This window comes from Cellulomonas sp. P2_F12 (genome assembly GCF_056403775.1).
Genome location: NZ_JBFUEV010000001.1, coordinates 189,748 through 208,656, shown reverse-complemented (window position 1 = coordinate 208,656; position 18,909 = coordinate 189,748). Strand labels below are relative to the sequence as shown.

The following is an 18,909-nucleotide window of genomic DNA, read 5'->3' as shown; positions in this document are numbered from 1 at the left end:
CCCCAGAGTGGCGTCGGGCTGCCGGGAGGGACAACACCCGTCCCGGGTGAATAGCGGATCGAAGCCGCACCGCGCAGCCAGGCTTTGGGTCAAGATGCAGGCCTTACATCTCGGCTCATACGGCGATTTTCTCGAGTCGCCCGTGACGGTGCGGCGGCGGACCGTGAGCGCCACGCACCCACCCTCAGTGGATAGATTGACCGACGCCTCCCGCGGAGGGGCGGCTGGTCAAAAGTACGACGCTCGAGCGCAGTCAGCCTGTCGCGCATCTCGATACGAGATGCAAGATAGTACGAAAATCGGGCCCGGATACTTTAAGTACGGCGGCGGTCAGCCACCGCTGTGTCGGCCTCAGCTACTGGGTCAGGGCCTGCTCCCAGAAGCGGGCGGTCTTCACGTCGAGCGCGACCAGCAGACAGCGCTGCACTTTTGTCGTAGCGGACCGCAGCGCCTGGACGCTGATTCAGGCAGCCTCCAGCCGCGAATGTAGAAGGCGCGGGTCGACAGCGACGGGAACGCGATGGACTCGGCGTCAACCTGGCCGGCGAGCGTAAGACTCGCCTGGTACGCACCTGCGAGCAGCTCTGCGGCCCGCTCGTCGACTCCGTATCGAGGGCCCACAGCGTGGACGATGTGACGAACTGGGGGCGGGAACCGGAACGCTGGTGTGATCGCTGCACCACCCACGGGGCACGGTGACAGGGGCCGCAGCGCCTGGAGCAGCTCACCTCCCGCCACACGGTGCACTGCGCCGTCGACGCCACCACCCCCGATGAGCGGGCTGTTCGCCGCGGTGACGATCACGTCCACCTGGACGTTGGTGATGTCCGCCTGCACGACCTCGACCTTCATGCATGACACTGTGCCCGCTCGGACAACAGGTTCCGTGCCACGCGCCGACGTCTCGCGAGTTGTCGGCCACCTATGTCGGCCGGCGGTCGTGCGGGTGTGGTCGACGCCGATCTCGTTGCAGCCGAGATAGCGCAGCTTGACCCCTAATTTGCCTGCTGGCTCGGTCATCGATTCATCCGGTCAAATTACGAGGCTCAGCGGCGGTCAAGCTGTCGTGCATCTCGACAACCGGCGAGTCGGTTGGGGCCCCAACCAGGCACCACTCGTGTCGACCTGCCTGCCGCCCAAGCCCGACGAATCAGGGAAGGGTCAACGGGTCGACGGTGTCCTCGTCAGGCTGGGCATCGCTACGCTTCCTCCATGACCGCCAGGCAGGCCCTGCGTGAGGGTCGTCAGTTCCGCGAGGCCACAAAGGCCGCGAACGTGAGCATGCCATCGCAGGTGCAGATTGACGTGATGAAGGCGTGGCTGGAGGCCCGCGCGATCACTGGCTGCAGCTCGGCGCAGTACATGAAAGAGCTCGTAGCCCAGAACCACCACAGCGAGCTTGTCTCACATACGCAGACGGTATCGGTTCGCGACGCAGTGCTCTTCGAGCTGATGGTGCGTCATGAGCAGGGTCTGGACCTCTCCGACCGTGACGAGCCGTACCTCAGGGAGTTCGCAACGAGGTCTGTGCACGCGTACCTTCCGGGCGAGCTCTTCCGGACGCTTCAGCTGCCGCCGAAGGGGGACTTGCGCGAACGCGCAGCTGCTAAGGCGAATGGTGGGCAGATCACGTTCAACCTCTACGGCACCGGCATCCTCATGGATGCATCAGCGAGCTATGGGCGCACGCCAACGCCGTCGACGATCTGGCTCGCCAAGCACAACCTCGCGAAGAACCAGCGCGACGCTAGGCGACCGGTCTGGTATCCGGCACACATTTCCGCGACCAACGATGCGCCTCGACGAGCCGGCGGCACGTCCCGAGTGTGGACGACCTGCGGTCATCGGGCCTGCACGTTGGGATAGTTCTGGCGCCAACCAGCGAGGCCATCAAGAAGGACGCTCAACACCCGTCAATCTGCGGCGCAGCTCGAAGCAAAGGCACCCGGCGTGTCGACGTGCACCGCGGCCGCCAAGGGGGCTCAATCAGACCGACGTGGGGCTCGAAGAACTCCTCGTCGGCCTACGCGGATGACGCTCGCCTTCGCGATGCGCTTGGGAGTCTGCTGCACGGCTAGGTGACGCTTTGAACCGCAGCGGTTCCGTGCGCCGAGCATCCGCGCGGGTGCAGCCTGCGGCCCGGTTTCATGCTTTGACCGAATCGACCGCTGAGTGCGCCGCCGGTCAAAGTACGACGCCTCAGCACCAGTCAATCTGTCGTGGATCTCGATACTCCCTCCTGCTGTCGGAATGCAAAAAGGTTTGGCGGCCTCGTCGGCAACTTCCGCTCATCGAATCAGACCCCTAGTCACAGCTCTCGGTGTGCGTCGGGTCGGCAGCCGGTCCTTGATTGCCAGTCGCCGATGCGTAGTCGTGCGGCGGCGAAGCGTTCGTGCCAGTTTAGTGGCGCGTCTGCGGGGGCGCTGGTGTAGAACGCACCCTGCCAGGCCAGGTGGAGTGCCGAGAGTTCCTCGATGAGTTCGCTGTGCTGGGTCCAGCACGGGGGCACGGTGCGGTGATCGAGGCGGTATCGCTCGACGAGCCAGGTAACCCACAGGTCGAGGTCTTCGAGCAGGAGGTCCTGGTCGGCGTTGCTGAATGCGGACCAGACGATTGGTGTGGGCGGGCCGATCGGCGCGGTCAGGCCACGCTTGGGGAAGAAGGCTTGGTTCTGGGCCGCGCGTCCGCGGCGTTGGCGGGTCATCGGATCGACGCTCCTTGCGACTCGGGGACGGCGGAGGGATGGACCGGGAGCCCGGGCCCGGTTGGCAGGTGCTGAGGTCGTTGCTGGTCGAGGTGGGCGACGGTTGCCGTGACCTCGGCGAGCCAGGCTGCCCGGCCGCGTGCGTCGCGGGGTTCGGGGCCGAGCCGGTCCAGCCATGCCGGGTGCTGATCCAGCACGGCGTTGGTCAGGGCGGTGGCACGTTGATCGATCAGCTCATCGATCGTCGAAAGCAGGGCGAGGCCATCGGGGTCGAGCCCGTGGCTGCCTCTCGTGGCGGGAACGTCCTGGGGGTGTTCGGCGTGCGCGCGGAGCCACCGGGTCGCCTCGCTGGCAAGGGCGGCCACTGTCCCGTCTGGGTCGACTGCATCCACGATCTCGCGCACGGCGGCGGCGGGTTGGGAGGTGAGGGTGGCGATGCGGTCCAGGGTCGTGAACAGGCGACCCGCCTCACCGGAGATCAGGTCTTGGGCGACACCGTCGCCGACGCCGGCGCGGGTCAACGCGGCGGTCCACCGGTTGCGGGAGGCCTCGGCCAGAAGGGTGCGTGCGATCGGTTCGAGGCGGTGCAGGGACCCGGCCTCGTTCTGTGCGGTGGCGACATGTGCGGTGGCAGATTGCTCGGCGCCCGGTGTGGTGATGATTGACCCGAGGATTTCGTGTCCGGTGCTGCTGGTCGGGACGTCGGGCAGGTCGTCGCACTCGGGGTCGACACCGTCCAGGGCGACGTACACGTGGTTGGCGTGCCTCCCCCGGGTCATGGCGACGTAGAGGTTCTCCCGGGTCATCCCGGGGTGGGCCAGCACGTGCGCTCGGTCCACGGTCATCCCTTGAGCACGGTGGGTGGTCGACGCGTACCCGAGCTCGACGACGTGAGCCACATAGGCCGCTGGCAGTCGGATCGACGCGGGTGCGGTGCCCGCAGCGGACCGGGTGCGGGTCGCGGTGATGGACCCGTCGGGATTGGTGTGGGTGACGGTCCACATGTCTCCGTTGCGCACGTAGCCGTGTGGGCCGGCCCCCACGGGGTGCAGGGTGCGGTCGTTGCGGCGGGTCACGATCCGGTCCCCGCCCCGATCTGCTCCCCGGCCATGGTCGTGAGTCCGGTGGCTGTGACGAGTCCGTCGGTGACGCGGTCGCGGTGGGCGCGGGCGTTCAGCGCCGTCACGGTGGCGGCGTCGGGGGCGAGCAGGATCGCGTCGGCGCCGTCGTCGAGGTCGTCGGCCCAGGCGGTGTAGGCGTCCTCGAGCATCGCTTCGGCCGCGCCGGCGTGGATGCGGTCGTGCTCGAGGTAGTCGTCCAGGACGCTGGTGTTGCCGTCGCGGAGGCCGAGGCTGGCCGCTGCTTCCCAAGGGTGGCTGAACCGCCACAGGGACGTCAGCCGCGCGGGGCGGGTGCGGTCGGCGAGCAGCGCGAACGCGCCACCGGCGTCCACCGCGGACAGCTGCCCGTGGTCTCCAACCAGCAGCACCTTGGCGCCGGCCAGCCCGACTTGGGTGACGATCGTGTCCAGGGTCAGGGTTCCGGCCAGGGAGGCTTCGTCGACGATCACCAACTGACCTGGGCGCATCGTCCAGCGGGCGTCTTCGCGGTCTTGCCCGTTCAAGGCGGTCTGGATGGTCCGCATCACCCGAAGGTCGCCGGCGCGGCCGGCGAGCTCTCGGGCGCTGGTCAGCCGTTCGCGGATGAGGGTGCGCCGCCCAGCGCCCTTGCCGGTCGACTCGTGGGTCCATTTGGCGGTGTTCTCACACGTGATCCCCAACGCGCGGGCCAGCTCGGCGGCGGCCGCCGACGAGGGCGCGAGCCCGACCACTGACCCGCGCCCGTAGGTGTGTTCCCAGGCTCGGCGGACCCCGCGCAGGGTGGTGGTCTTGCCCGACCCGGCTGGTCCGACCAACACATCCACACGCCGACCGGAGGTCGCTACCCGTCGCACGACCTCGACCTGGTCCGCCGCGAGCCGGGGCTCACCTTGGCCAGCGGCGACGACCAGTGCGGCAGCCGATGTCGCCGGGGCGCCGTTCGTGGTCGCCGCTTCCAGGAGACGGGCTTCGGCGTCCAGGATCTTGCGGTCGGTGAACCGCTCCTCGCCCGGCCGCTCGAACACCGACGCCCCACCTGGGCGCTGGTAGGCAGGCCCGGAGACGAACAACGCCGGTGGTGCGGTCGAGACCGCCCCGGACAGGGCCGCGTCCGTCACCGCGTCGAGCAGGGCGAACCGGTCGTCCGGGGTGGCCATGACGAACCCGCGGGTCACCCGGGCGGCCTCGGCCAGCACGTTCCACCGGGTCCACGTCGAGCGCCGCTCCATCACCCCGCTCAGCACCACCCCGGCGACATGCTCGATCACCTCGGCCGGCACGCCCTCCACCCGCAGCGGGACCGCATGCCCGTGCTCCAGGACCGCCTCTGTGAGCTCTTGCGGGGACCGGCCGGTCAGGTCGGAAGCGCGTTGACGCCACGCCGTCAGGAGCTCCCCGAGCGGGCGAACATGCTTGCGCGGGCGGGTGGCCCGGGTCACCGTCTGACGTAGCCGGGTGATCTCGATCCGGTTCGGGGTGCGCCCGTGCCTCGCGGCGAACCGGGCGACCTCGTCGGTCATCGCCTCATCAATGCGGGTCGAGCGCGAGGAGAACTCCCCCAGCAGCGCATCGGCGATGCCTTCGACCTCCAGGCGCGGGCTGTGTCGCTCCCCGCGGTGCCGCCACCCCCACCTCACCGGCAGCCTGCGCGCCAGTTCGTCAGCGACCAGCGCGTCGAAGACCTCCGAGATCGCCACCGTCGCGTGATGCAACGCCCGCGAGTCCAACGACCGCCACTGCCCGTCAAGGCCTTGCACCTTGTTCGCGATCACCAGGTGGGTGTGCAGATTCGGGTCACCGGCCCGCGAGTCCCAGTGGTCGAACCCGAGCGCGACCGCCCCCTGCGTGCGCTCCTGGCGGCAACCGGCATGCCCAAGGCGCGTGAACAACGCCCGCTGCTCCAAGAAACCCAACGCCTGACCCACCGCCGCACGATGCGCCTCCAGCACCCGCCCCTGGGTTCGCACGTCCGCGACCGCCCACAACGCCGAGACCGACTTCGGCGGCGTGAACGTGAGGTCGAACCCGGCCACCGCCTTCGGTGCTGCCCCGCGGGCCAACTCGACCCGGGTGATCACCGCGACCGCCGCCTTCCGCTCCGCCTCCCCCATATCGGCCGGCAGCTGCTGGACCTGCGCCCGAACTCGTTCCACGACCGGGACACTGCCCGGGTAGGCGTGCCCCAGCGGGGCGCCGGTCAGCGGGTCGCACCCGCGACCGAACAACCGGGCCATCGGCTCCTCCTCCACCACCGCCCCCACGGCCAGGCCAACGGCCTCGGCACCCCCGACACCCGTCAGTCCCGAACCGAGCCAGCGGCCCGCGGGGTTGCCGGACTGCGTGTAATACGCCGTCAGCGAGGTCGCACCGGCTCGGTCGCAGTCGCCCGACGCGGTGTGCCGCAGCAGGTACTGGTACCCGGCGCCGGCGGTCAGCCGGTGCAACGTCATCACCATTGCGCCGACCCCGCCGGCGCCCACGTGTGCTCGTCCATGGGAAGTAGTGCGCCAGAAAGTGCGAAACACGCGAGGTCAATTTCCTGTGACCGATCCACCGGTGCCAGAAGTGTCATGGCCCTCATCCGTCCGGCGACCGCCGTCGAGAACTGACCTCGCGTGTTTCGCACCTTCTGGCGCACTTACTCCTGTGACCGTGCTCCATCCACACAGCCGGCCGATCGATCACACCGATCTGCGGGGTGGGCACGGTGAACGAACCAGTACGACGACGAGGAGGGACGTAGCGATGAGCACGACATGGGACACACCGGCCGCGACGCTGCTCGAGCATGTCGCCGACGGGTGGGAAGGGCTCTGGTCACTGCTCTACGCGGCCAGCCACGCCACCGTGAAGCTAAGCCTGAGCGTCCCGCTGACCACCAGCGTGGACCTGAAGTTCGCGGCCATGGACATCCGCGAAGCCCGCGACGAGCTCGAGTGGCTCCACGAGCACCTCGTTCGCCATGGTGGTGACCATAGTGAATCCGTCCCCCGCGTGGGATCAGCCGTCGATCGAACGTCAACAGGAACTGTCCCGGGCGGCGAACCAATCTCAGCGCGAACCAGTTCCGCGACAGGCTGCGCATCGCCGCCCGACGTCTCGACGCCACGACAAACCTGCGCTCAGGCGCACGGTGCGGGCGATGGACGCGGACCCAATGCCGTTCGTCACGTGGCACACCCAACGGGCACCCACCCTCCGTAGAATCTTGGCGCCCTAGGTGCAGCGGGGCCAGCGGGTGGACGTGGTAGGAGCGAGGACGCCAGTCGGGCAGCGAGGCAACTGCGCTTGGTCAGGGTGAAGCCCAGCGACGCACTGTGCTCCAGTACTCGATTGCACGGAGATGCAGACAACCCGCGTGAGTGCAGGCGCGCGCCGCTCAACCATCTGTAGTGTCGTCGGCAGAAAGAGCGGAGGCGGCAGTGGTCGAGCAGGTCGGTAGTCACTATGTGCTCCTAAGTGGCAGCGGCAATAATCGAATTGGGGGGCTTTCGACCGTCCGTAAGGGCTTGGACACGCGCGACGGATCGTCGGTCGCGATCAAGTTCGTGCTTGGACCGAACGACGCGTTGTCGCAGAAAGTCTTCGAGCGTGAAGTGAGTGCGCTTCGGCAGTTGACTCACCCAAACATCGTTCGATTTCGCGACGCCGACATCGACGAAACTGGCACGCCATACATCGTGCTCGATTGGGTAGACCGCAGCCTCATCGACCTGCTCGCGTCGAAGCCCTGGGCAGACTGGGACGAACTCTACGAGAGCTTCGCGAGGCCGCTCATCGATGGGCTCGCGTTTGCACACCTCAAACAGCTAGACCACCGTGACATCAAGCCAGGTAACATTCTGATAGACGCGTCTGGCAGTCCGCTGCTTGCCGACTTCGGCATCGCCAAGCTCCGCGGAGACCATGAGCTCAGCGAGCTGACTGTCCAGCACTTCCGGTCGGGTCTCTACGCGCCACCGGAGTTGGACGCGCCAGCCAGATACGTTCGGGACGTCTACAGCGTGGGTGTCGTCCTGCTCCAATGCCTCAGCACGACATCCCTCAAGGACTATCCGGATGTTCAGCCGGCGCTGGAGTCGCTTCGAGTACCTCCGGACATCAGGTCCATCATCGAGGCTTGCGTTAGTCCGAACTATCTCGACCGCCCCGCGAACGGCGGTGTCTTGGCGGCGGAACTGGCCAAATTGGCCCGCCAGCAGGTGGCACGAGCGGAGCAGCCGAGGAATCCGGTACTCCTGTCCCTCACGCTGAGCGCTCAGTCGCACCTCGTGGGCGATCAACCGGATCGAGGGGCTGCAGAGTCAACAATGATCGCCGACCTGTCCGGGCACGTCTTCGCGCATTACGGGCTGGACCGGGATACGGGGCGGCGCGATCCCAAGACAATCTTTCTCTTCGGCTCGGAGCACCGGTACACGCTGAAGTTCGATGAGGGCCGGGCAGGATTCGTAGTCATCGCCGCACCTGAACTTGACTTCGAGAAGTTGGAGGGGGGCCGCCGCCATGCGCTCGAGCTCCCCCCCATTTTCAGCTGGGCAATCCGATCGCCAGCGAACCCCTCGCTGGCTGACCAGGCACGCTTCAAGTTGGTCGAGTTGATCGATGACTACTACGAGAGGATCGACAAACCAAGCACGGAACCGTCAGTCCAAGAAGGAGACGAACTCTTCGACCTTTGGTTCGAGATCCTCGAGGCAAGGGCAGAACTCGGGCGCGGCGAGCACGAGCCGCTGACCTTCAAGAGCCATGAGCCCGATGGCCGGCGAACAGTATTCACGCTCACGGAGCCGGTCGAAGCCGATCTGATCGGCACTGATTGGGAAATTATCGACCTGCAGTCGGGACGCCGGTTCGGCCACGGCGAAGTGATCGATCAGGAAACCGAAAGTCTCACCCTGCTCTCCCATCGACCGTTACGAGGCGTCCAGTCGTCCGCCACACTCGTTCCCTACGATCGCCCGTCGGCGATCGCTCTCGAACGTCAACGAGCGGCAGTAACGGCCATCAAGAACGGCTCCACACCGGCGCGCGATCTGCGAAAGCTGCTCATCGATCCCGCAACAAACGGCAGACCGATACCCGAGCAAGTAGAAACTTGGGGATCGGACCTCGATGCCGCGAAGCGTCGGGCGGTCGAGTTGGCTCTCGGTGCGCCGGAAATCCTGGTCATCCAAGGACCTCCGGGCACTGGCAAGACCCGCTTCATTACTGAAACGGTTACACAAGTCCTGAAGAAACGGCCCTCCGCGAGAATCCTCATCGCATCGCAGACGCACGTCGCCGTGGACAACGCAGTTGAGCGCATTCGTGCGGCGGGCGTAACTCAACTGGTTCGACTCGCTGGTGACGAGGCGGCTGTGCAACCGGCCGTACGAGACCTTCTGCTCGACAAGCAGATACGGCGATGGTCCGAAACTGTACGCACAAGAGCTGAAGCCCATGTGGCAATACTTGCCGCCGGAAGCGGGCTGGACCCTGACCACGTTCGTGCAGCCTTAACCCTCGAGCAACTCGCAGCAGTCGCGGACGAGCTCGAGCGTGTCGAACAGCATGCAAAAACGCTAAGGGAGAGTTGGCTCCGCAACTCCGATCTGGCTACCGCGCTCTCCGGGGAAGATCCTGCGGAGCAATACCAGGACAGAATTGACCAACTGGGTGATCGCAAGCAAGGGCTGGCCGCGGAAGCACAGAAGCTCTTGGCCGGCGCCCTCACAATTCCGGGCCAAATGGGCGCTGAAGAGGCCCGAAGCGGCGTCGAGATGCTCGTCGGCCGAGGAGAGGGCGCGAAGGAACTCCTCAGGCGGCTTGAACTTCAAGCGCTCTGGCTCGAGCGGATCGGGGCCGAGGACAGCCTGACGGCCATCTACCTCTCAGGGACCTCCGTAGTTGCAGGGACGTGTACGGGCTTCATCAAAGAGAAGGCGGTCGCGGAGCTCGAGTTCGACGTCTGTGTCGTCGACGAGGCGTCGAAGGCGACCCTGACCGAGGCGCTGGTTCCCATGGCGCGATCTCACAGATGGATCCTCGTAGGAGACACGCACCAACTACCGCCGACGGACGAAGACCTCCTTCGCGCGTCGAACATCCTTGGGGCGCATGACCTAACGAAGGCGCAGATCGAGGAGACTCTGTTTCAGCGTCTGGTCGACCGCCTTCCGGAACACTCGAAGCTCGAGCTCGACGAGCAGCGCCGTATGATCCGTCCGATTGGCGACCTCATCTCGACCTGCTTCTACAAGGGCAAATTGCGATCGCCAATCAATGAGGGACTCACTGGCTACGACAATGTCGTAGGCAAAGCCGTCACGTGGATTGACACGGGTAGATTGGGCGACCAGCGACGCGAGCAGGGTGAGACGAGCTACGCCAACCGAGCCGAGTGCGATCTTCTCCTCCGCCAACTCGAGTCCATCGACAAGGGTGTCGACTTCGGGCTCATCGAGACCCCGGCGGGGCGGAAGCTGGAGGTACTTGCAATCGCTCCGTACAAGCGTCAGGTCGAACTGCTCCAACGTCGGTTGGCGCCTAAGAACTTCAAACACCTCGCAGTCGTCGCCATGTCGGTGGACGCAGTACAAGGACGAGAGGCTGACCTCGCGATCATCTCGGTGACGCGCAGCAATCCACGAGGCACATTGGGATTCCTGGACCGTTGGCGTCGCATCAACGTGGCTCTGTCTCGTGCTCGATTCGGCCTTATCATAATTGGTGATGTTGAATTCATCCGCGGAACGAGTGGAGCGTTGCGAAAGGTACTTGAGCACATCGAGATGCACCCTCAGGATTGCATGATTAGGCCGGCCTCCCGTGACTAGGCGATTCCAGGTACTTCAGCGACGATTCGGCAGCGCCCGCCCCGGACTTCAACTGATCGGCGTGGAGGACGCCGCGCTTCCCGTGACCGTCCTTCGCGCCGACGTGCTCGCCCAGGAGCGGAAAGAACTGCCGATTACGGAAGAGTTTGCGCTGCGGTTTGTCGAGAGCGGCGTCGACACGCCTCAAGAGATTGCAGCATTTCTCGGACTGGAGTCCGCTCACGTTCTCGAAGCGATTGCGGTACAGTTGAGCCAAAATAACTTGCGCCGCAAGGACGCTGCAGGACGGCTTTCACTCACCCCGCAAGGCATCGAGGTCGTGCGGAACGCGGCGTCGATTCAACCGGTCCTAAAGAATCTGCCTGTGAAGTTCGACAGGCTCACGTGGCAGCTCGCCGACTATTCAGAGTCGAACCTCGTCCAAAAGAGCGAGGCGCAGGACATTGGCTTGATGCTGATTCCCGCCGAAAAGAACGCCAGAATCGGGCTCGAGGACGTTACGCCCGCTGCCTTCAACTCGTTGTTGCGTGGCGACCGGATCCAGGTTCTCAGGATTCACAAAGTCGCCGTCAAGAGGCACCTATACCTGCCCGTGCAACTTCTCGTCTACGCCGACCGCGGCCGAGGTGAACTCGAACTTGCTGTATGTATCGAAGACGAACTATCGGTCGACCATGGGCTGGCCTTGGACCGGATCGAGGCCGCCAAGCGGCTAGGGCTTTCCGTAGGTACACCAAGCCCGAGACCAGTGCTTGACGGCGACCTCGAAGCGCAACGAGTTACAGTCGAGAATGAGGCGAGCGACTTAGGCGACATCAATAGGGATGCAACACCTGGCTCCGGGCTGACGGCACTGGTCCGGAGCGTCAGCGTATTTGAGCATCCGGATTTACTCGACGAGGCACTCACCTCGGCGAAGTCGCGGCTGCTCATTATCGCACCCTGGATAAAGAACGCGGTAGTAACGACCGGCTTTCGGGCGAAGTTGGAGCAGCGACTGAGAGCGGGCGTCGAGGTCACGATCGCTCACGGATACGGCGACAACGACTCCGGCTCGGATGAAGCGGCATTGCGAGGCCTGCAGAATCTGGCCTCTCGTTTTGCCAACTTCACCGTAGTGCGGCTGAAGAACACTCACGCCAAGATACTGATCTTCGACGACAATTGGGTTAGCACGAGTTTCAATTGGCTGTCATTTCGAGGGGATCCAGATCGGACCTACCGGATGGAGGAAGGCACACTGGTGGCAATTCCTGCCCGGGTCGAGCAGGAATACGAGAGGTACGTGCAGCTCATCCAGGAGCAGCGGTTGGATTGAGCTGGACGACCTCTCGGGCTGCCGGGACGCGTGAAGGGCGGCCACGCGCACTTCAGCAACTTTGAGGATGGCTTCGACGGTGGAAGCGTGACGCAGGAGCCGGGACACCTCGGCGTTCCAGAACTGACACGACCGCTCAGGGGTCAGTTTCAGCCTTTGCCGACAAGGGTGGCTCCGGTCGAGGCCGCCAAAGCCGCGCCGGTGCGGCGCACGTCGTGGAAGTGAAGATCGGGTCGCGGGTCGGAAGGTGTGCACGAGCAACTCTCTGTTCTTGAGCAGGTTCAGGAGCTCGAGCCGGTGTGCTCGCTGGTGCTCGTTGCAGGTCCTGCGGTCATGATCGGTCGTGGACATCTGACCCGCCCCGGCCGTGGACGCCTCTGGTGGCGGTTGCCACCCGGTGGCGCGGAGCGTTGATTCACTCAACGGGACCCGTAGTCGCGTTGTGCCGGCGACAAGCGCCAGCACCACGGCCGTCGGGGGCGCGGTGACACGTCCAGGCCATCAGGTGCTGCGCACTCCGGTGGCCCGCGACTCGCTTAGCCGCCTGACGTCTACGGCCGGCCATGCTGCGCGCCGGCTGAACTGACGGCTGGGGGCCACGCGGTTCCATCCCAAGCTCACGAGGAGAATGAAGGAAGTGACGACTAGCGAGCGGGGACCCTGAGAGCCCGCTGAGCGGCCAAAACCCGGCCCCGTGGTCTACGCGCCGGTGCGTGGTGTCGTCGACCTCGTGGTGAAGGCGTTGGCCGCTGACCCGCTCCCAGCCGACCGCGGGCTGTTGCTAACTACGTTGTGCCCGACGTTCAAGGGACCGTCACTGAGCTCTCGGCCACCGTCACCGCCGGATTGCACCGCCTGAGGCGCCGGCGAGGGACGCTACGAGTCGAGCTGTGTTAGCGGGTTGTATGTGTCGTCGCGCAGCAGCGCCCGCCATGGCCACCACAGGTCCCGGTTGGCCATCTCTTCGAACCGCACCGCGTGCACTACACGCTGGCCGTGTCGGGTCGTGACCAGCGGATGCGCACGAAAGCCGGCCGCCAACCACGCCCGCGCCCATGGTTTCTTGACCAGCCCTGGATGCTCCCGGGGAGTGGGGTTGGCCCAGAATTGCGGCCTGCGTGCCCCGTCCGGAAGCCGTTCCTTCACGGGTCCACGGGAACCGGCTGCCTTCTCGGCCGGGAACTTCTCGGCGAGGTCCTGGAGCAAGAACTCGCGCGTCCCGGTCAGCTGGTCCAGCAGCCGGAACAGCGGCCAGTACTTGCGATCGGTGGGCGGTGTCGCAGGCAGCTGCTTGTGGAACCGAACCGGGTCGTACCGCTCCGCAGCGGTCAGCTCAGCGAACGCACCATCAACGCTGCGGTGCGCGACGTCCACGTCGGTGGGCGCACTCTCGAAGATCTCGTCGACGGCGTTGCGCAGCTCGACCCAGTCCGGACCTTTCACGAGCGCACCGAGTAGGGCGACCTGGTTGAACGCCCATGCACCGTCCGCAGTGAACTGCGGCGTGAACCCGACGGTCGCGGCCTTCGACAGCTCAAGCAGCCACGAGGCAACCAGCGGCTCGGCGCCGTGCTTCAGGCTGCGGATCCGGTCACGCTCCGCCTCGACGTTCGGGCGCAGCCCCGCAGCGGCGGTCAAGATCCCTACGCCGTCGCCGACGAGCCAGTCGTCCAGTCGCCGGGCGACGTCCCGCACCCGGATGCGCACCTCGGCAGCCCACAGCATTCCTGGGTCCGGGCCGGCGTAGTGCGCCTCGTTGTGGCTGATCTCGCTGATCGATGTCGACCACACCGACACACCCCACTTGTTCGGCCACGTCCACGCGACAAGAAGCCGGCGCTGCTCGAGTGTGAACGGGACCCGGGTCAGCGGCCCACCCGAGAAGACGAAGCGCCGTTCGCCGAACCACGCCTGGCGCAGTGCGTCCTTGGCGTCGGCGTCGTCAACGAGGACGCCTGCCTGCGCGAGCAGTTCGACGTACCCCTGCCACAGGGCGTCACGGTCTGCCACGTCTAGGACGTTCACGAGCTCCCCAGCAACATCCACCTAATACCCCTCCAGATTCGTGGTAGAGCGGTAATGCCGTCTTGAGGTTATCTGAGGCGAGGCCGCAAAGGTGCGGCCGAGTCAACCCGACAGGAGTAGCAATGAACCCGAACGCAGCCAAGTCCAGGCACATGCAGGGCTTTGCGCTGGTCGACCCGGAGAACCAGACCATCTGGAACGGGCGTCGGCTTCCACTTTCGAGGGCCTCTGCGGTCTTCGACGAGATCGACCGCTACATCGGTGGGCTGCCCACGACCGCTGCGCTCGCGCCGTCCCTGCTCGGGCCATACATCCCGCTGCTGGCACCTCGCGGCTGGGGACTCGAGATGGTCGTGCCCGGCCCGGACGCGGCAGACCTCGTCCTGTTGGAGCACGCCCGGTTCGCCGTCGAGCGCGGCTACACCGACCTCGTGGTCGTCAGTGGAGACCACATCTTCGCCGAGCTCGCCCACTGCGTACGGCTGCATGTCGTCAGCCACCGCGATCGCCTCAGCCGCGCCCTGGCCTCTGCCGCCACCAGCATCAGCTACCTGACCAGCGGAGCGGAGACACACCTGGCCGCCTGATCCCGAGCCATCACGGCAACCACCACCATCTACAGCCCAGCATCAGGAGTCCTTCACATGCCAATCGTCATCCTCTACTTCCTGGCCGCGGGAGCGGCCACCATCGGCGGACCCGCCATCGGCACCGTCCTCTACAAGCGTGGGCAGCAGGTGGCTGCGTCACAACAGGGGCAGAACGACATCGCCGCGCTCAAGCGCCTGCTCCAGTCCGAGATCGACCTTCAAGAGCTTCGGACGATGGCGGTCCAGGCTGGCGTAGACCCCGACGCCGTCGAGCGCGGCTACTACGAACTTCGCGATGGGCACATCAACATCGAGCAGATCGCGGCCAAGATCGACGCCTGGAGCTCGCGTTGAGCGGCCAGCTCGGCTGGGCCGCCGAAGGCGACGCGGCCGATCCGCACGACGCCACGGACAGCCCTCAGCACGACGACTTCGGTATCGACCCTCGCAATCAGGCCCGCATCTACGCGGGCGCGACGTTCCGCTCGCAGAGGCCCAGCACATGGCAGCCGGGCAAGTCGCCGAGTTCATACGGCACCCGGTCCCACGGGAGGCGGCGCAACTAGAGATCACCCTGCGGGCCGGTGGCATCCCAGCGGCCCGCAAGAACACCGCCGCTCTCTCCGTCGTGGGCCTGCTCGTCCTCGATCCCAACGCAATTCGGATGTCAGGACGTCGTGGTCCCGGACATCGGCAACTCCCGCTCGCGACGCGTTGCGGCGTCGAGCAGGGGTGGATCCGACGGCCGACATCGTTCGGCCGATGACGCCACAGTCCACCGGCGTCCACGGGAAGATGTTTCCCGAGATGCTTCCCGCCGGGCCAAAAAGAGAAGGCCAGGGGCTTGCTAGGATGACCCTAGAAGCCCCTGACCTGCGCTTTCACTGTCGGGCTGACAGGATTTGAACCTGCGACCCCTTGACCCCCAGTCAAGTGCGCTACCAAGCTGCGCCACAGCCCGAACGGCCCCCGCAGGAGCCTCGGAAACTCTACCCCACGGGCGACGTGGTCCTGTCACCGGCGATCACGTCGAGCTCGGCGGCGACGACCGCGAGGATCACGAGGTCGACCAGCAGCCCGACGGTGGCGTCCCACGGCGAGAGCCGGAACAGGAAGATCTGGGTGACGAGCAGGGCGACGAGCACGGCGCGGCGGAACCAGCGGTAGCCGGCCTCGCGGTCGGTGCGGACGCGGACCAGTCCCACCACGGCGAACGCGGTCGAGGCCAGCCCGCTGAGCAGGACGCCGACGACGAGCCAGGTGGGTTCGTCGTCGGTCGCGCGCCAGCCGTAGACGCCGCGCGCAAGCGTGACCACCGAGGTCACGACGAGCACACCGACGGTCACCCACGGCACCCATCGGGCGCGGACCAACCAGCGGGAGGCGTCGACGATCCACCGGGTGGTCGCGCCGATCGGGTCGGGCACCTCGGCCGCGTCGTGCTCGACGCTGTCGAGCAGCGCACGGACCTCGTCGGCCCCCGGGGCGTCGCCCGCGCGGGACAGGTACCAGCGCGCGCGGGTGCGCTCACGGGTGCTGAAGCCGCCCGCCAGGCCCGCGACGGCCTGGTCGGCCGCCGCCGCGAGGAACTCGGCGGGTGAGCGCGGGTGCCGACGCTGCAGCACGTCGGCGAACAGGCCGAGGCCGATGACCACGAGGTAGATGAGGGCCGCCGTCGGCTCCCAGAAGTAGTCGTAGTCGGCGGTGACGAACTTGCCGATCTCGTCGATGAACAGCCCGAAGCCCACGCCCGCCAGCAGCACGGCGAGCCGCCGCACGACGGGGCCGAGGAACGTCATCAGCACGATGAAGGCCAGAGCCATGAGCAGCCCGCCCCACAGCACGTGCGAGACGTGCACTCCCCCGCCGCCCAGCTGCGGGAAGCCCGTGAGGCTCAGCAGCAGACGCGTCAGGATGACCGTGGCCAGCGTGATCACCAGGAACCCGGTGATGTGGCTGCTCGCCGCCGGGTCGCGCGGGAGCCCCAGCCTCAAGAGAGGCCGGCGCCGCCCGACGGAGGTCACCGCTTGCGCTTCTCCCGCACGCGGACGGAGATCGAGATCGGCGTGCCCTCGAAGCCGAAGGTCTCGCGCAGGCGGCGCTCGATGTACCGGCGGTAGCCGGGGTCGAGGAATCCGGTGGCGAAGATCACGAAGCGCGGCGGCCGGGTGGACGCCTGCGTCGCGAACAGGATGCGGGGCTGCTTGCCGCCGCGCAGCGGGTGCGGGTGGGCCGCGACGAGCTCGCCCAGGAACGCGTTGAGGCGCCCGGTGGAGATGCGGGTGTCCCACGAGTCCAGCGCGCGCTCGAGGGCGGGGACCATGCGGTCCGTGTGCCAGCCCGTCTTCGCGGAGATGTTCACGCGCGGGGCCCACTGGACCTGCACGAGGTCCTGCTCGATCTCGCGCTCGAGGAACGGGCGGCGGTCCTCGTCCATGAGGTCCCACTTGTTGTACGCGATCACCAGGGCGCGCCCGGCCTCGATGACCTGCGTGATCACGCGGGTGTCCTGCTCGGTCAGCTTCACCGAGGCGTCGACCAGCACGACGGCGACCTCGGCCTTCTCGATCGCGGCCTGGGTGCGCAGCGACGCGTAGAAGTCGGCGCCCGACGTCTGGTGGACGCGGCGACGGATGCCGGCCGTGTCGACGAACACCCACGGCTTGCCCTTGAGCGCGACGAGCTCGTCGACCGGGTCGCGCGTGGTGCCCGCGACGGAGTCGACGACGACGCGCTCGGCGCCGAGCACCTTGTTGAGCAGCGAGGACTTGCCGACGTTCGGGCGGCCGACCAGCGCGACCCGGCGGGGGCCGTCGGGGATCGGGGTGCCGTGCGCGGAGACCTCGGGCAGCGCGTCGATCGCGGCGTCGAGCAGGTCGCCGGTGCCGCGGCCGTGCAGGGCGGAGACGGGGAACGGCTCCCCCAGCCCGAGCGACCACAGGTTGGCGGCGTCGGCCTCGCCGGCCGGGCCGTCGACCTTGTTGGCGCACAGCACGACGGGCTTGCCGGCCTTGCGCAGCAGCCGGACCACCTGAGTGTCGGTCTCGGTGACGCCGACGGTGGCGTCGACGACGAAGATCACGGCGTCGGCCAGCGAGATGGCGACCTCGGCCTGCTGTGCCACGCGCGCCTCGATGCCGGCGACGTCGACCTCCCAGCCGCCGGTGTCGACCAGCGTGAACCGCTTGCCCGACCAGTCGGCGGGATAGCTGACGCGGTCGCGCGTGACGCCCGGCTTGTCCTCGACGACGGCCTCGCGGCGGCCGAGGATGCGGTTCACCAGGGTCGACTTGCCGACGTTCGGGCGTCCGACCACGGCGAGCACCGGGAAGACGACGACCGGCTCCTCGCCCAGCTCGCCGACGTCGCCGGCGTGCAGGAGGGCAAGGTCCTCGTCCTCGAGCTCGTACTCGGTGAGGCCCGCGCGCAGCGCTCGCTCGCGGTCGGCGTCGCCGGTCTCGTCGGGCAGCACAAGGGTCGGATCGGGCTCAGTCATGCGCCCATTGTCCCCTGTGCACCGACCGCGGGGCGACGACCTGGGCGAGAGTCCCGTCACGGCCGCCAGATGACGAGCTCGACGTCCCGCGTGCGCTCGGCGAACGGACCTGGACCGAGGAGCTGCCGCAGGTCCCGCTCGAAGGCCTCGAGCCGCCCTCCGAACAGGTGCGGGGCGGAGCTCGACAGCGAGAGGACGGCGTCCACGACGTCGTCGACCGACCGCGTGACCGTCTCCCCGCGCGGCACCTCGACTCTCTGCGGGCCGCGGTAGCCGGCCGCGACCATGACGTCCTCCTCGCCGCCGCGCGTCCCTGTCGGCAGCGTCCCGGCACCCGCCCGGCGCACCGGTCCCAGGTAGGAGGCGACGAGCCCGTCGACGTCGTCCCACGGCGGACGCGGCAGGTGCAGCGGGTCGTCGCCGCCGGCACCCCGGTGCGTCATCGCTGCCACGTGCACCCACGCGCCGCCCTCGTCGAGCATGCCGCGCACCCGCTCGGCCACCAGCTCCTGGTCCATCCAGTGGAAGGACTGCGCGAACACGACGGTCCGGAACGTGCCCAGCCCCGCGGGCAGCTCCTCCGCCCGCAGCACCCGCCACTCGATCGTGGGTGCCGTCCGACGGGCCTCGGCGACCATCTCGGGGTCGGCGTCGATGCCGACCGCGGAGGCGAACAGCGGCGCGAGGAGCGTGGTCAGCGAGCCGGGACCGCACCCGACGTCGAGGAGCCGACCGGTGCCGTCCAGGTCGAGGGCCTCCTGCAGGGCGACCGTCACCGTCGGCGGGTAGGCCATCCGGCCGACGGCATAGTGCGCGGCGGTTCCCGCGAACAGCGACGGGTCCCACTGCCACGACATA

The 18,909-nt window shown here is 67.1% G+C and carries 13 protein-coding genes and 1 tRNA gene; 5 read left to right on the top strand and 9 right to left on the bottom strand.

Annotated features, from left to right (window positions below):
* Positions 1-393 precede the first annotated feature (393 nt).
* Positions 394-852, bottom strand: coding sequence for a macro domain-containing protein (locus AC1DWH_RS00950; protein WP_477092090.1), 459 nt, complete (start codon positions 850-852; stop codon positions 394-396).
* Between the two features lie 360 nt (positions 853-1,212).
* On the opposite strand from AC1DWH_RS00950, the gene AC1DWH_RS00945 reads away from it, so the two are divergent.
* On the top strand, positions 1,213-1,866 hold the full coding sequence (locus AC1DWH_RS00945; RefSeq protein WP_477092089.1) for a hypothetical protein: 654 nt from the start codon (positions 1,213-1,215) through the stop codon (positions 1,864-1,866).
* Between the two features lie 442 nt (positions 1,867-2,308).
* Here the strand turns inward: AC1DWH_RS00945 and AC1DWH_RS00940 are convergent, their stop codons facing one another.
* From AC1DWH_RS00940 to mobF, 3 genes are read right to left on the bottom strand one after another with little or no spacing between them, the layout of a single operon-like run.
* On the bottom strand, positions 2,309-2,704 hold the full coding sequence (locus AC1DWH_RS00940) for a hypothetical protein (protein ID WP_477092088.1): 396 nt from the start codon (positions 2,702-2,704) through the stop codon (positions 2,309-2,311).
* Entirely contained in the window at positions 2,701-3,780 is a 1,080-nt protein-coding gene (locus AC1DWH_RS00935; RefSeq protein ID WP_477092087.1) for a hypothetical protein, read from the bottom strand. The genes AC1DWH_RS00940 and AC1DWH_RS00935 overlap by 4 nt, the downstream gene beginning before the upstream one ends.
* The gene (gene mobF, locus AC1DWH_RS00930; RefSeq protein ID WP_477092086.1) at positions 3,777-6,284 is read right to left on the bottom strand and encodes a MobF family relaxase; all 2,508 of its coding nucleotides are present in this window, start codon (positions 6,282-6,284) and stop codon (positions 3,777-3,779) included. The genes AC1DWH_RS00935 and mobF overlap by 4 nt, the downstream gene beginning before the upstream one ends.
* Before the next feature lie 942 nt (positions 6,285-7,226).
* On the opposite strand from mobF, the gene AC1DWH_RS00925 reads away from it, so the two are divergent.
* Positions 7,227-10,622, top strand: coding sequence for an AAA domain-containing protein (locus AC1DWH_RS00925; protein WP_477092085.1), 3,396 nt, complete (start codon positions 7,227-7,229; stop codon positions 10,620-10,622).
* A complete protein-coding gene (locus AC1DWH_RS00920) occupies positions 10,615-11,940 on the top strand; it encodes a phospholipase D-like domain-containing protein (RefSeq protein WP_477092084.1) in 1,326 nt (441 codons plus the stop codon). Before AC1DWH_RS00925 ends, AC1DWH_RS00920 begins: the two co-directional genes overlap by 8 nt.
* 876 nt (positions 11,941-12,816) lie before the next feature.
* On the opposite strand, the gene AC1DWH_RS00915 is transcribed toward AC1DWH_RS00920, so the two are convergent.
* Complete coding sequence (locus tag AC1DWH_RS00915) at positions 12,817-13,950, bottom strand: hypothetical protein (RefSeq protein WP_477092083.1); 1,134 nt, start codon at positions 13,948-13,950, stop codon at positions 12,817-12,819.
* 137 nt (positions 13,951-14,087) lie between these two features.
* On the opposite strand from AC1DWH_RS00915, the gene AC1DWH_RS00910 reads away from it, so the two are divergent.
* A complete protein-coding gene (locus AC1DWH_RS00910) occupies positions 14,088-14,552 on the top strand; it encodes a hypothetical protein (RefSeq protein WP_477092082.1) in 465 nt (154 codons plus the stop codon).
* 57 nt (positions 14,553-14,609) lie between these two features.
* Positions 14,610-14,909 carry a hypothetical protein gene (locus AC1DWH_RS00905; protein WP_477092081.1) on the top strand — a complete coding sequence of 100 codons (300 nt, stop codon included), beginning with the start codon at positions 14,610-14,612 and terminating at the stop codon, positions 14,907-14,909.
* 533 nt (positions 14,910-15,442) lie between these two features.
* On the opposite strand, the gene AC1DWH_RS00900 is transcribed toward AC1DWH_RS00905, so the two are convergent.
* The 4 genes from AC1DWH_RS00900 to AC1DWH_RS00885 form a co-directional block, all read right to left on the bottom strand.
* A tRNA-Pro gene (locus tag AC1DWH_RS00900) sits at positions 15,443-15,516 on the bottom strand.
* A gap of 28 nt (positions 15,517-15,544) precedes the next feature.
* Positions 15,545-16,579: a hypothetical protein gene (locus AC1DWH_RS00895; protein WP_477092080.1), complete on the bottom strand. Its 1,035-nt coding sequence runs from the start codon at positions 16,577-16,579 to the stop codon at positions 15,545-15,547.
* The gene (gene der, locus AC1DWH_RS00890) at positions 16,576-18,051 is read right to left on the bottom strand and encodes a ribosome biogenesis GTPase Der (RefSeq protein ID WP_456845665.1); all 1,476 of its coding nucleotides are present in this window, start codon (positions 18,049-18,051) and stop codon (positions 16,576-16,578) included. Before der ends, AC1DWH_RS00895 begins: the two co-directional genes overlap by 4 nt.
* A gap of 56 nt (positions 18,052-18,107) precedes the next feature.
* Complete coding sequence (locus AC1DWH_RS00885; RefSeq protein WP_477092079.1) at positions 18,108-18,908, bottom strand: class I SAM-dependent methyltransferase; 801 nt, start codon at positions 18,906-18,908, stop codon at positions 18,108-18,110.
* Between the last annotated feature and the right edge of the window lies 1 nt (position 18,909).